Below are 13224 nucleotides of genomic sequence, written 5' to 3' on the forward strand. Positions count from 1 at the left end.
CGTAGCGTTTTTGCTTCAGCTGTAGTGCAGGCCGATCACCTCGGCGACGCAGGCGGGGCGCTTGCCGCCCTCGATCTCGATCGCTACGCGATAATGGACGCGCAAGCCGTTGGGCGGCACTTCCTCGGCTTCCGCAATGCTGACGCGGCCGCGCAATTTTGAGCCTGCCGGCACCGGCGCGAGATATCGGATGCGGTCAGCGCCATAATTCAACGTGTTCTTCAGCCCCTTCAGACCCATCACCGAGCGGATGAACATCGGCGTCAGACTCAACGACAGCAGGCCGTGAGCGATAGTCTTGCCGCCCGGCATCTCCTCTTGCGCACGCTCCTGGTCGACATGGATCCACTGCTCGTCGCAGGTTGCCTCCGCGAACTTGTTGATGCGGTCCTGCGTCACTTCGATCCAGTCGCTGACGCCGACCTCCGTGCCGACGGCGGCCTTCAGCTCCTCGAACCCGTTGAAAATCTGCATGGCTTTGACCCGTTCTTCGCGCGTTACAGCTTCATTTCCGGGACCCTGTCTGGAATGGTGAGCTCGGCCTCCGTCACCGCCAGCACCTCGGCGACGGTGACGCCGGGCGCCGTTTCCTGCAGCGTCGCCTTGCCACCGGGAAAGGCGATCACCGCCATATCGGTGACGACGAGATCGACCGGCCGCGCCGAAGTTAATGGCAGGTTGCATTTGGCGACGATCTTGGACTTGCCATTGGCCGCGTGCTGCATGGCGACGATCACGCGTTTGGCCCCGCTGACCAGGTCCATGGCGCCGCCCATGCCCGGCACCATCTTGCCGGGGATCATCCAGTTGGCGAGGCGTCCACCGGCATCGACCTGCAAACCGCCGAGCACCGTGATGTCGACATGGCCGCCGCGGATCAGGCCGAACGACATCGCGCTGTCGAAGGTGGCGGCGCCCGGCAGCGCGCTGATCGGCCTGCCGCCGGCATCGGTCAGCAATGGATGGGCCAAGCCCTGCTCGGGGATGGGACCGGTGCCGATCAGGCCGTTCTCGGATTGGAAGAACACGTTCATTCCCTCGGGCACGTAGTTCGCGACCAGCGTCGGAATGCCGATGCCGAGATTGACGAGGTTGCCGGGCCGAAGCTCTTGCGCCACGCGCCGGGCGATGATGGTTTGTGCATCCATGGGTCACCCGTTCGCGATGAGGTAATCGACCAGGGGGCCGGGGGTCACGACATGGTCGGGCGCGATGACGCCGACCGGAACGATGTGTTCGGCGGTGACGATCACCGTGTCGGCTGCCATCGCCATCACCGGATTGAAGTTGCGCGCGGTGAGGGCGTAGGAGAGGTTGCCGGCATAGTCGGCCAGAAATGCGTGCACCAGCGCGAAATCGGCGCGCAGCGCGGTCTCCAGCAGGTACGTCTTCCCGTTCACATCGATCTTCTGCTTGCCCTCCTCGACAAGGGTGCCGACGCCGGTTGGCGTCAGCACGCCGCCGAGGCCGCAGCCGCCGGCTCGGATACGCTCGACGAAGGTACCCTGCGGGATCAGGTCGACGGTGATCTGTTTGCCTAGCATCTGCTGCTGCGCCTTGGGATTGAGCCCGATATGGGTGCCAATCATGCGTGACACCTGCGCGCCCTCGAACAACTTGCCGACGCCTTTTCCGGGTGTGGCCGCGTCATTGCTGATCAAGGAAAGGCCCGACTTCTTCTGCCGCACCAGCTCGTCGAGCAAGCGCTCCGGTGTCCCGACACCCATGAAGCCGCCAACCATGATGCTCGCCCCGGCCGGGATCATCGCAACGGCTTCTTCCACGGAGACGGCCTTCATGTTGAACCTCCAGCCAGCAAGCGGTCGGTGAAAGTGCGGAAGCGACGATGATGTTGATAAGAGGCCGAGAACGCTCCTTTGATCTGTATCAAGGCTTTCTGCTATTCCGCGCGCTGGATGGTAATGCCAACGCCTTCGACCGCTCCCGCCCATGCCAGCGCTCTATGCCGGCTATTTTGGAGCATGGTTCGGAGGGCTCCGAACGAAGTCGAAATCAATTCGTCCTGCAAAAAGAGGAGTTAGTCATGTCAGACGCCAACCTTTCCGCCGACAAGATCCGTACGATGCTGGCCGAAACCAACGGGCGCCTTCGAAAGGCCAGCGCGGAGTATTTTGACCTGCTCGAAAAGGGCCTGGGCTCCTCGCCACTGCCGGTCGCCGGCCAGGCCAAGCAGTTCTGCGACTACATGCAGCGCAATGTCACCGCAACATTCGATTTCGGCGATAAGCTGATTCAAGCCAAGGACATGCAGGACGCCACCAGGATCCAGTCCGAATTTTTCCAGGAACAGATGCGATCGCTGACCGACCATGCGAGGAGCATGGGTGAGTCTGCCATGAAAGCTGCGACGGGTGTCTTTACCCCAAAGAGCTGAACGCAATTGCAGGACCGGCCGAGGCGCTCGAAGATGCCTCTGTCGGCCCGATCAAGCGTGGGACGGTTATGGTGGCTCAATTTATGGTCGGCTGCATCGTCAGCGTGATCAGCATCATGATTCATGCGCTGGTGACCGTCGGCGCGGTCGGCATTGCCCGCTTCGCGGGGCTGCGGCACACCGAGCGGCCGAGATTGCATTTGATGCTTGTGATGGTCGCGACCGCTGCGGCGCTGATGGTGGCGCACACGCTGGAGGTCTTCGTTTGGGCGCTGGCCTATGCGGCCGTAGGCGCGGCGCCTGACGGCAGCGATCTGCTCTATTTCGCCTTCGTCAACTACACCACGCTCGGGTACGGAGATATTACGCCTGTGGAGGTGTGGCGGCTGATTGGGCCGATGACCGCAATGAACGGCATCCTGATGTTCGGCTGGTCAACCGCCGTCCTGTTCGAAGTGCTACGCAAGACGGTCGAGCATCTTGCGTCGATGGGCAAACCGGGGCTCAGTTATTCAGATCGAGGCTAACGAGCTGCGGGCGGTTCAGAAGGACGATCTGGCGTTGATTGCTGCCGATAAATCCGATGATGTCGAGTTCATGCAGCCGCGACAGCGCGCGGGACACGGTCTCCAGTGTTAAGCCCAGATAGTCGGCGATGTCACGCCGGGACATCGGCAGTGGCATGATGCCGGCTGCCGTCAGCCGTCGGTCCATCTCGATCAGAAAGGCAGCGACCCGCTCCAGCGAAGTCTTGCGGCCGAGCAGAAGCATGTGGTCTTCCGCGTGCTGCAGGTTGCTCGTGGTCATGCTGAGCAGGTTTCGCGAGACCATGGCATCGCTATTGGCCGCTATCTCGAGGCTGCGCCGCTTGATCAGGCGTACCGTGGTGTTGACGATCGCCTCCGCCGTAAACCGGTGCTCGGTCCCATTCTCCAGTCCGAAGATATCGCCGACGAGGTGAAACGCGCCGATCTGGCGGCGACCGTCCGAAAGCAGCTTGTAACTTCGCACTGCACCAATCTTGACCTGATACACGTAGTCCGCAGGCTCCTTTTCGCCGTAGATTTCGACGCCCTTTTTGTAGGTAAATTCGTTTAAACTGACTTTTGGATTGGATTCACTCGCTATTCCGAGTTCGCCGAGAGAGGTGGGACGGGGGGCCGGATCGGTCGTAATGCGGAGGAACATGGGCCAACTCCTGACTAGTCGTTGGGTGTCTTTTACTTAACTTGTGAAACGCATTTCTCATCGAGCGGAAATGTGCCGCCGCTGTCCCGCTACCATTGCGAGTGTATCTTCGACCACGGAAGCATTCTTAACTATTGTCTGATGGTTCATTGTACCAAAGGACAGGTCGGCAATGGCTAGTCGTCGCGTGAGGATACAGGGTCACGCATGAACTTGGGGATGAGGAGGAGCTCCCTTTTGGTGCTTCGGGGAATCGAGCAGAGATATTTCGATTGTTTTGATTTAACAGCGAGGAGGGGCAGTTGCCTGGCCTTGTTCACGTCATAGATGACGATGCTTCCTTTAGAACGGCCGTCGCGCGCCGGCTGAAATTGGCGGGCTATGACGTCGAAACCTATTCGTCGGCCCAACAATTGCTGGATCGCCTCCCGGACGCTCAAAAGCCTGGATGCATCCTGCTCGACGTGCAGATGCCGGGCTTGAGCGGCCTCGAATTGCAAAGCCGCCTCATCGAGCGCGGTTCGACGCTGCCGATCGTCTTCGTTACCGGGTATGCCGATACGCCGACGACCGTGCGCGCCGTCAAGGCAGGCGCCGAGGATTTCCTGGCCAAGCCGGCATCGTCAGAACAGCTGATCGACGCAATCGAGCGCGCCATGGCGCGCTACGAGACTACACGCCATCAACAGAGCGAGCTCGGTTCCCTTCGCCGGCTGGTGGCGACCCTGACGCCACGCGAGCGACAGGTTTTCAATCTGATCATCCGCGGCAAGATCAACAGGCAAATCGCTTTCGAGCTGGGAACGACCGAGCGAACGGTGAAAGCTCATCGCCACCAGGTGATGGAGAAGATGCAGGTTCATTCGTTCGCCGAACTGGTTTCGAATGCGGAACGGCTTGGCATGCTGGATCCGGACCGCGATCCAAGCAGGTGATCGATATATTCAGCAAACGCGTTTGGTTGCCGAACGACCTTGCACGTAAGGACAATATGAAGGTCTTGTGACAATGTGCAGAATGGGTGCGCAATGAAACAAACCGTTGAACCCCTGGGTGGAGCAACATCGTGCCAGCCCGCAGTTCCGTTTTTATCGTGGACGATGACCAGTCGATGCGCACGGGCATCAAGCGTCTGCTGAGAGTTCACGGCTTCCATTCAACATTGTTCGAGTCGGCCAATGCGCTGCTCACTTACGGCGATTTCGACAAGGCGTTTTGCTTCATCCTGGACATCAACTTGAATGGAGAATCCGGCATCGAGCTGTGCCGGCGCCTCGCGGGTAGCGGGGTAAGCCTGCCGGTCATCTATATTACCGGCAACGACAGCGAAGCGAACCGTGCGGCCGCAATCGAGTCGGGTTGTGTCGCCTACCTGACAAAACCTTTTGCCGCACTGTCGCTCATCGAACCCATTGAAAAAGTGCACGCCACCGCTGCTTAGGCGATCCTCGGCTCATTCATCAATGTCCTGTTCGAACGTCTGTGCGGGCGCGCTCTTGTGGACGATGGCGAATTGGCCAAGCGGCAGCGACGTCGTGAGCGACAACAGGTTTGAATCCATGAACTCCAGCCGCAACATCTGTCCCGTACCTATTTTCTCGAGCAGCAACGGGTCGACGACGGTGCCGGCGATGCAGCCGTTAGTGAGGCACCAGGTATAGGGCACGCGATAGGGGCTGCCTCCATCGACAGCAAGCTTGACTGGATTTGGCAGGTACATGCCGACCGGGCAAAACACCTGTAGCCGCCTGGCGTCGTCACCTTCGCGCTCGATGATATCCAGGCGCACTGCCATTTGACCGGTCGGGAACGTGCCGGTGATCGAAGTCCGGCACAGCATTTTGGTGCCAACCGGCTTGAAGCAGAGCTTCTTCCAGTCGCCATAAGTGACATCCTTGACCTCGCGCTGCCCACGCGGGGCCATTTCGGCCCCCGTGGGCACGGCGGCCGAGTTCTGTTGCGATGCGGCTGGCTGGTCGAACACGATGCTCGTGAGCACGGCCAACAAGAGCGCCCGGAAGGAATGCTTCGCGTAGGCTGTCTTCAGCTGCAGTTCGGTTTGATGCGTGACCGTCATGGCTGCACCTCCAGATTTCGGCTTCGCCTATTTCTGTGCATCCAGGAACTTCGCCACGAGCGGCGACCAGATCGGGATGGCGTCGGGAGAGCCGAGAAAGAAATGCCCGTCGTTGCCGAACGGCGGCATCAAATGGTATTCGGCCTTGCCGCCGGCCGCGGTAAAGGCTTCGAGCATGCGTTTCGACAGGGCAGGGCCGAAGAAGGTATCGTTCTCGATATAGATCCACAGCATTGGGATGCGCGATGTCCGGCCGAACTCGCCGGTCATCTCCACCAGTTTGTCCGGCGCGCAATTGTTGTTTGGCTTGCCGTCAACACGGCCGCCGCGGCCGGCGGCAAAGATGATGATGGCCTTGACCGGTGGCGGGTTCAGGCTTGAAAGCGCGATCCCGGCCCAGCCGCCGGCGGACTGCCCGACGACGATGACGTCCTTTGGCACAACGCGCTTTTCGGCCGTCAGATAGTCGATGATCCAGAGATCAGCTTGCGCAATTGCCAGCGCGGGAGCACGGAAATCGGGATTGCTGCACTTTCCGACCTTCGAGAAGAACGGGCCGTAGATTCCATGCTCGGACATATCGATGGCGGACGCACCGTATCCCGATCCGACGGGGGCGACCACGAGATTGCCGCGCTGGGCAAACCATTTGGCGGCGTCGCGAAACTCGACGAGGGGGAAGAAGCTGCGCTGAGTTGGGTTGAGCGAAACGCCGTGGTTCATGATCACCAGCGGGAATGGCCCGTCACCGATCGGCCGGACCACATAGGCGAACATCGGAAGCGGCAGCGGCAGCGCCCAGATCTCCTCTTGAATGCGGACCGGTCCGGGCTTGTCCTCCGCTTGTGCCGGCGCGACAAAGGCGGCCAGCATGTGCATCGTTGCCGCGAACAGCCGTCTGATCGAAAGGTATCGGCACCGCATCCCTCTCTCCCTCAGCCGATTGGCGTTTCCCCGGTCGCTTTGCGTTGCGATCTGACGGCCGAAATTCCAAGAAACAATTGATTCAGATCAACCCGGACTGGCGCGAGAGCGGCGTCTGTGGGCCCGATCAACCCAAGCATATCCGCGATGCGTGCCTTTGATCCGCCAATGTGCCGCGGGGAGACCCTGGACTTCGCCGGCGGCCATCTCGACACCTGCACAAGAGGCCGCCATGAAATCGAACTGGCTGAAATTCTTTCCACCGGCGCAGTGGCTTGCCGAATACCGCGCCGACTGGCTTCGCCCCGACATCATTGCCGGGGTCACGCTGGCCGCCTATGCGATCCCGGTGTCGCTGGCCTATGCCGCGCTTGCCGGCCTGCCGCCGCAGATCGGTATCTATGGCTACATGCTGGGCGGCATCGGCTATGTGCTGCTGGGCTCGTCGCGGCAGCTTGCGGTCGGTCCGACCTCGGCGATCTCGCTGATGATCGCAGCCACGGTCGGCGTACTCGCGGCGGGCGATGCGGTCCGATATGCGCAGATTGCGAGCATGGCGGCCCTTGCGGTTGCGGTCCTCTGCCTGATTGCGTGGATTTTCCGGCTCAGCCTGCTGGTGCGCCTGATCAGCGACAGCATTCTGGTCGGCTTCAAGGCGGGCGCCGGGCTCACCATCATCATGACGCAGTTGCCAAGCCTGTTTGGCGTTGCCGGCGGCGGACGAAATTTCTTCGATCGTGTTGTTACGCTTGTTGGACAACTCGGCGGCGTCCACTGGATCGTGTTCGCGATCGGATTTGTTGCGATCCTGCTGATCCTGTTCGGCGAACGCCTGTTGCCCGGCAGACCGGTGGGACTTGCCGTCGTCATTCTCTCGATCGTTGTCGCGACGGTGTTTGGCCTGCCGGCGCTGGGCATTCCCGTCACCGGCGAAATCCCGAAGGGCTTGCCGAGCTTTGCCATGCCGACCTTCGGGCTGCTGGAATTCGATGAACTGTTTCCCCTGGCCGCCGGCATCCTGTTGCTCGCCTATGTCGAAGGCGTCTCAGCTGCACGAAGTTTTGCGGCGAAGCATGGCTACTCTCTCGATGTGCGGCAGGAGTTTTTGGGGCTGGGCGCTGCCAATCTCGCGGTGTCGTTCGGCCATGGCTATCCCGTTGCGGGCGGATTGTCACAATCCGCCGTCAACGACCAGGCGGGCGCGAAGACGCCGCTCGCGCTTGTCATCTGTTCGGCCACGCTGGCGATCTGCCTGCTCTTTCTCACGGGCTTATTGACCAATCTGCCCAAGGCGGTACTCGCCGCTATCGTTTTCACAGCGGTTTACAAGCTCGTTGACATCGCCGCGCTGATGCGAATGTGGCGTATCAGCCGGATCGACTTCTACGCTGCGGCGATCGCCCTCGTCTCCGTGCTGATACTGGGCATTCTTCAGGGCATCCTGCTGGCGGCAATTGCTTCCATTTTCCTGCTGCTTGCGCGCGCCTCGCAGCCGAACGTTGCGATCCTCGGCCGCCTGCCGGGAACCGGCCGTTATGCCGACAGCGCGCGGCACCCTGACGTCGAGCCGCTGGCGGATGTGATCGCATTCCGTCCCGAAGCCTCGCTGCTCTACATCAATGCCGAAACGGTGATGGAGACCGTGATGGCAAGGGTCCACATAGCGCCGGACATCAAGCTTGTCGTCTGCGGCCTCTCATCATCGCCCTTTATTGATCTCGCGGGTGCGAAAATGCTGCACGACCTCCATGGTGAACTCGTCTCGCGCGGCATCGCCTTCCAGATCGTCGGCGCCCGCGGGCAAGTCCGCGATGTCTTGCAGGCTGATGGCCTTGCGGAAAAGACCGACAGCGCCAACTGGACCCGGAGAATGGACAGTTTGCTCGGCGATTTGAGAAACGATTGACCTTGCTGCACTGCGGCGCGCGGACGCGAGGCGCCGCTCGCAAGATCAGGCTGCGCTTGATTTGGATCAAGATACGGCGCCGGGACCGGCACCAGTGTCGACCAAACAGCCCTCAGTGTCCGCATAGCATATTGTCACAACCAGAAGGAACGAAAGTCATGCGAAAATTTGCGATCCTCGCCGCTCTGTTCGCCTTGCTCGCGGGCGTCGCCGGCTTCAGCGCACCATCCCGAGCTGAAACCGGCCAGGTCGTCGTTGTCTTCACCAAAGGCGGATTCATCGTCGGGGTCGGCGGTGGCGAGGGCGTGCTGGTCTATCGCGGCAAGCGATATCCCTTCACCGTCTCGGGCATGAGCGTAGGCTTCACGATCGGCGCCTCCACCACCAAGTTTGTCGGTCGTGCGCTCAATCTGAAGGGGCCGGCCTCGATCGAAGGCTCCTACGCGGTAGGCGGAGCAGGTGGCGCCATTGCCGCGGGCGCCGGGGCCGTTCAGCTCCAAAACGGCAACGGTGTGATCTTGCAGCTCAGCGGCCCCAGGGTCGGCGCGGAAGTGTCCGCCGCCGTCGGCGGGGTCACGATACGATTGAAGGGTTGAAGTAAGTGGGAGGCGACCAGGCCGCGGCGTTGCGCGGCCTGGTTTGCTTCAGTACCGCTCCTCGACGAACTTCATCCGGCGCAGGCTGGCCTGGTCGTTGTAGCGGCCCTTGTGGGTTCGCTTCGGCAGCTTGACCTTCTCCCGCGCGATCTTCTTGTACGGGATCGTCTTGAGGATGTGCGAGATGACGTTGAGCCGTGCCCGTCGCTTGTCGTCGGAGCGGATCAGCCGCCACGGCGCGTGCTTCGTGTCGGTCGCCTCGAACATCAAGTCGCGCGCCCGCGAGTAATCGTACCAGCGCCCGAACGACTCGGTGTCCATCGGGCTCAGCTTCCACTGCCGCAGAGGGTCCTCGATGCGTGCCTCGAAGCGGCGTTCCTGCTCTTCCATCCCGACCTCCAGCCACAGCTTGATCAGGACGATGCCGGCGTCCACGGCGAATTTCTCGACCAACGGACACAATTCCAGGAAACGCTTGTGTTCCGCCGGGCTGCAGAAGCCCATTACATATTCCACGCCGGCGCGGTTGTACCAGCTGCGGTCGAAAATCACGATCTCGCCGCTCGCCGGAAATTGCTCGATATAGCGCTGCATGAACATCTGGGATTTTTGGCGGTCGGACGGCGCGGGCAGGGCGCAGACACGGAACACCCGCGGGCTCACCTTTTCGGTCAATGCCTTGATGGTGCCGCCCTTGCCGGCGGCGTCGCGGCCCTCGAAAATGATAATCACCTTCGGCTTTTCGGCTTTGACCCATTCCTGGAGATGACAGAGCTCCACCTGGAGCTTCTCCAGCTCCTTCTCATAGTCCTTGCGCTTCATCCTCTCCGCGGGCTTGTCGGCTGGCATGCTTCCCCTCTGGCGTTTCAGGTCGAATTCGGCCGCTTGGTCCTCAGTCTCCCCAGGCAATGGTAATGGCGATGTCGCCCGGAACACCTCCGGGGTAATCGATGATCTGGTAGCCGATGCGATAGCCCCGCGGTTTCAGATAGTCGGTCCAGAGCTGGAATATTTCCTTCGGAATCCCGGTCAGCGTGTTCTCCCAACCAGCTTCCTGTTGATTGATGGCGCGGCCCTTGTCTGTGCACAGCGAGTTGGGGAACCGATAAACCTGCACTTCGGTCAATCCGTTTCGCACCGCCCGCTGGATGATGGTCGAGGCGAGCTGGATTTTCTCCTCCTCGGATTTGCCTGACGGACGGGCGAGCCGCTCGATCAGCGCACGTTTCTCGGCATCAGCGGCGGCGGCCAGGCGGGCATATTGATCCGCCAATTCGGCCTCCTTGAGGGCCGCTTCCTTCCGGATCTGGTTCGCACTGGGGATGAGATGATCGATGCTGTCTGGCATGGCTGATGGCTCCTGGGTGGATATAGGGGTCAGCACTGCCATGAGGCTAAGTCCGGTCGACCACGGTCCGTTGATCCAAATCAAGCAATCCGCGCCCGGGTGAAGCCACCGTCCAGGGCGTCCTGACGCCCGGACGGGATAAGAAATTTGAGCGAACAAATGCATCCGGCCGCCCCCCATCACCTGCCGTTTTTCGCACCCGGCGCCGACGGATCGGATCTTCCGATGGTGGTGATGGGCGACTGGACTCGTTCATGCACCGCTGCTGCGGATCCAGGCGTTGCTGCTACCGATCAAGACGCTAGTGCTGGTCATTAAGGGAAAACAGAATGAAGCCTCTCTCATTCAATGCCGCATCTGTGGTGCTTTTGCTCGGCATCGCAATGCCCGGCTCCGCCAAAGCCTTCGACCTCAACGGCGCCTGGGCCAGCGATGCCGACAACTGCGCAAAAGTATTCACGCGCAAGGGCACCCAGGTGACCTTCAGCGACATGTCCGACGTCTATGGCGGCGGCTTCATTATCGAGGGCGATCAGATTACCGGAAAATTCGCGCGTTGCCGCATCAAGGCGCGAAAAGATGACGGCAAGACGATCAATATGGTCGCGGCCTGCGCTTCCGATATCATGCTACAGAGTGTGCAGTTCAGCCTGCGGGAGGCGGATGCCAACAACGTCATCCGCATGTTCCCAGGCATGGATGGCATGGAGATCAAATACGCGCGCTGTCCGGCACCTTAGTAGGTCGTGGACGCCTGTGGCCGGGTCACGACGCGCTGTTGACGGCGTCGTCCTGCCCGGCTGAGACCGTTGGCTGCCGTGCGCTGGCGCTGGAAATGTGCTGGAATGCAGCCGTTCGGACTGCCGGGGTTAGAGGATGAGTGGCGTCCCGATCGGAGCGATCAACCGGGGCTGGTCGGTTCTGGCCGCTCCTCTCTGCGCCTGTCTGCTGGTCCTGGCTGCCATACTGCCCGGACCGGCAAGCAGCACGCCGCGCGGAGAACCCAAACGCGTGCTGATGCTGCACTCTTTCGGGCGGGACTTCCGGCCCTGGAGCGCATATGCCCTGAGAATTAAGGCGGAGCTCGCGCGGCAATCGCAATGGCCGCTGGAGCTTCAGGAGCACACGTTGCTGACGGCACGGTTTGACAACCCGGGACCGGAGGCACCGTTTGTCGACTATCTACGGTCGCTCTACGCTGACCGTCCACCCGACATCGTATTGAGCATTGGGGCGCCTGCGGCCAGATTTGTCCAGAAATATCGCGCACAGCTCTTCCCTGAGGCACCCATGGTGCTGACGGCGGTCGAGCAGCGGCTGGTGGACCGTACGCTTCAGACGAACAACGATACCGTCATCTCGGTCTACAACGACTTCTCAGCGTTTTTCGGCAGCATTCTTCGGGTCCTCCCGGATACACAGACAATTGCCGTCATCGTCGGCGCCTCGCCTCTGGAGAATTTCTGGCTCAATGAAGCGAAGAAGGAAGCGAAGCCCTTCGAAAGCCGGGTCGCATTCGTCTGGTACGCGGACCTGTCATTTGAGGAAATCCTGAAGCGGGCGACGGCGCTTCCACCGCACACGGTCCTGTTCTGGGGCTTGATGTCGGTCGACGCGGCAGGTGTCACCCATGAAGGCGATATCGCCTTGCGCGGTCTCCATGCGGTCGCGAACGCCCCGATCTTTTCCTTCCAGGAAGCGTTTTTCGGCGGAGATACCGTCGGCGGCCCGATGCATTCGATCGATGAAACCAGCCGGAAGACCGCCAATGCTGCGATCCGAATCCTCGGTGGCGAGAAGCCGGGCGATATCAAGGTGCAGCCAATAGGATTTGCGTCTCCGAAATACGATTGGCGGGAGATGCAGCGCTGGGGCATCAGCAAGAGCAACCTGCCGCCGGGAAGCGAAGTCCTGTTTCGTGAGCCCCGCACCTGGGAAAAATATGGTTGGCAGCTGTCGTTGATTGCGATCGTAATCCTGATCCAGGGAGCGTTGATCGGCGGATTGCTGCGTGAACGGCGTCGCCGCCATCTCGCCGAAGTCGAATCGCGTCAACGCCTGGTGGAGCTTGCACACCTCAACCGCCATTCGACAGTCGGCGAACTGACGACTTCTATCGCGCATGAGCTGAACCAGCCGCTAGGCTCTATTCTTACCAATGCCGAAACGGCGGAACTCATGCTGAAGAGCTCTTCACCCGATCTCGATGAAGTGAGGGAAATCCTCGCTGACATCAGGCGTGACGATCAGCGCGCCAGCGAAGTGATACGCCGGCTTCGCAGCGTGCTGAAGAAGACACCTTTTGAAATGAGATATATCGACTTGAACGAGACGGTACGGCAAGTGATCGGATTTGTCACAGCCGTGGCCCACGGGCGCGAGATCGCACTTAAATGCGGCACGACCTCGGCTGACCTGAACGTGAAGGGCGATGCTGTTCAGCTGCAACAGGTCGTTCTGAATCTGATTGTCAACGCGATGGAAGCGATATCCGAAGCGGAGGCAACGGAGCGCGAAGTTAGCGTAACCACGAACCTTTCGGGCACCAGCGCGGAAATCAGGATCAGCGACACCGGTCCCGGCATAGCGACCGGCGATCTCAGGAATGTCTTCGATCCGTTTTTCACGACAAAGTCGCAAGGTATGGGCATGGGACTTGCGATTGTCCGCACCATTGTCGAAGCGCATCACGGACAGGTTTTTGCGGAAAATCAGCCGTCGGGCGGTGCGCTTTTCACGATCAAGCTTCCGATCACCCGCGGTCGATCACCTTCGGTCTGATACACGCGG

At 60.7% G+C, this 13224-nt stretch carries 16 protein-coding genes; 8 read left to right on the forward strand and 8 right to left on the reverse strand.

Features of this window, described 5'->3' with window-relative positions; genetic code table 11:
- Positions 1–15 precede the first annotated feature (15 nt).
- From V1283_RS08200 to V1283_RS08210, 3 genes are read right to left on the reverse strand one after another with little or no spacing between them, the layout of a single operon-like run.
- Entirely contained in the window at positions 16–474 is a 459-nt protein-coding gene (locus V1283_RS08200; protein ID WP_334385929.1) for a MaoC family dehydratase, read from the reverse strand.
- Positions 475–497: 23 nt separating this feature from the next.
- On the reverse strand, positions 498–1148 hold the full coding sequence (locus V1283_RS08205; protein WP_334385930.1) for a 3-oxoacid CoA-transferase subunit B: 651 nt from the start codon (positions 1146–1148) through the stop codon (positions 498–500).
- A 3-nt stretch (positions 1149–1151) separates the two neighbouring features.
- On the reverse strand, positions 1152–1799 hold the full coding sequence (locus V1283_RS08210; RefSeq protein ID WP_334385931.1) for a CoA transferase subunit A: 648 nt from the start codon (positions 1797–1799) through the stop codon (positions 1152–1154).
- Between the two features lie 47 nt (positions 1800–1846).
- Here V1283_RS08210 and V1283_RS08215 point away from each other — a divergent pair, with 47 nt between their 5' ends.
- Complete coding sequence (locus V1283_RS08215) at positions 1847–2395, forward strand: phasin (RefSeq protein WP_334385932.1); 549 nt, start codon at positions 1847–1849, stop codon at positions 2393–2395.
- A 68-nt stretch (positions 2396–2463) separates the two neighbouring features.
- Complete coding sequence (locus tag V1283_RS08220; RefSeq protein ID WP_334385933.1) at positions 2464–2922, forward strand: potassium channel family protein; 459 nt, start codon at positions 2464–2466, stop codon at positions 2920–2922.
- On the opposite strand, the gene V1283_RS08225 is transcribed toward V1283_RS08220, so the two are convergent.
- Positions 2900–3583 (reverse strand): helix-turn-helix domain-containing protein, encoded by a 684-nt coding sequence (locus V1283_RS08225; protein WP_334385934.1) that lies wholly within the window; start codon positions 3581–3583, stop codon positions 2900–2902. The two genes, V1283_RS08220 and V1283_RS08225, sit on opposite strands and share 23 nt — an antisense overlap.
- A gap of 302 nt (positions 3584–3885) precedes the next feature.
- Between V1283_RS08225 and V1283_RS08230 the strand changes: the two genes are divergently transcribed.
- Positions 3886–4518 carry a response regulator transcription factor gene (locus tag V1283_RS08230; protein WP_334385935.1) on the forward strand — a complete coding sequence of 211 codons (633 nt, stop codon included), beginning with the start codon at positions 3886–3888 and terminating at the stop codon, positions 4516–4518.
- A gap of 131 nt (positions 4519–4649) precedes the next feature.
- Positions 4650–5024, forward strand: coding sequence for a response regulator transcription factor (locus V1283_RS08235; RefSeq protein ID WP_334385936.1), 375 nt, complete (start codon positions 4650–4652; stop codon positions 5022–5024).
- Between the two features lie 12 nt (positions 5025–5036).
- Here V1283_RS08235 and V1283_RS08240 read toward each other — a convergent pair whose 3' ends face one another.
- Both V1283_RS08240 and V1283_RS08245 read right to left on the reverse strand, forming a co-directional pair.
- Complete coding sequence (locus V1283_RS08240) at positions 5037–5660, reverse strand: invasion associated locus B family protein (protein WP_334385937.1); 624 nt, start codon at positions 5658–5660, stop codon at positions 5037–5039.
- A 27-nt stretch (positions 5661–5687) separates the two neighbouring features.
- Positions 5688–6584, reverse strand: a complete 897-nt coding sequence (locus tag V1283_RS08245) for an alpha/beta hydrolase family protein (protein ID WP_334385939.1) — start codon at positions 6582–6584, stop codon at positions 5688–5690.
- A 232-nt stretch (positions 6585–6816) separates the two neighbouring features.
- On the opposite strand from V1283_RS08245, the gene V1283_RS08250 reads away from it, so the two are divergent.
- Entirely contained in the window at positions 6817–8490 is a 1674-nt protein-coding gene (locus V1283_RS08250) for a SulP family inorganic anion transporter (protein ID WP_334385940.1), read from the forward strand.
- Positions 8491–8648: 158 nt separating this feature from the next.
- The gene (locus V1283_RS08255) at positions 8649–9086 is read left to right on the forward strand and encodes a hypothetical protein (RefSeq protein WP_334385941.1); all 438 of its coding nucleotides are present in this window, start codon (positions 8649–8651) and stop codon (positions 9084–9086) included.
- 48 nt (positions 9087–9134) lie between these two features.
- On the opposite strand, the gene ppk2 is transcribed toward V1283_RS08255, so the two are convergent.
- Both ppk2 and V1283_RS08265 read right to left on the reverse strand, forming a co-directional pair.
- A complete protein-coding gene (ppk2, locus tag V1283_RS08260) occupies positions 9135–9935 on the reverse strand; it encodes a polyphosphate kinase 2 (RefSeq protein WP_334385942.1) in 801 nt (266 codons plus the stop codon).
- 43 nt (positions 9936–9978) lie between these two features.
- Positions 9979–10434, reverse strand: a complete 456-nt coding sequence (locus tag V1283_RS08265) for a hypothetical protein (RefSeq protein ID WP_334392991.1) — start codon at positions 10432–10434, stop codon at positions 9979–9981.
- A 329-nt stretch (positions 10435–10763) separates the two neighbouring features.
- Here V1283_RS08265 and V1283_RS08270 point away from each other — a divergent pair, with 329 nt between their 5' ends.
- Positions 10764–11174, forward strand: a complete 411-nt coding sequence (locus tag V1283_RS08270; protein ID WP_334385943.1) for a hypothetical protein — start codon at positions 10764–10766, stop codon at positions 11172–11174.
- 136 nt (positions 11175–11310) lie between these two features.
- Complete coding sequence (locus V1283_RS08275; RefSeq protein WP_334385944.1) at positions 11311–13215, forward strand: sensor histidine kinase; 1905 nt, start codon at positions 11311–11313, stop codon at positions 13213–13215.
- Positions 13216–13224: the final 9 nt, after the last annotated feature.

It is taken from the genome of Bradyrhizobium sp. AZCC 2262 (assembly GCF_036924535.1).
Lineage (GTDB): Bacteria > Pseudomonadota > Alphaproteobacteria > Rhizobiales > Xanthobacteraceae > Bradyrhizobium.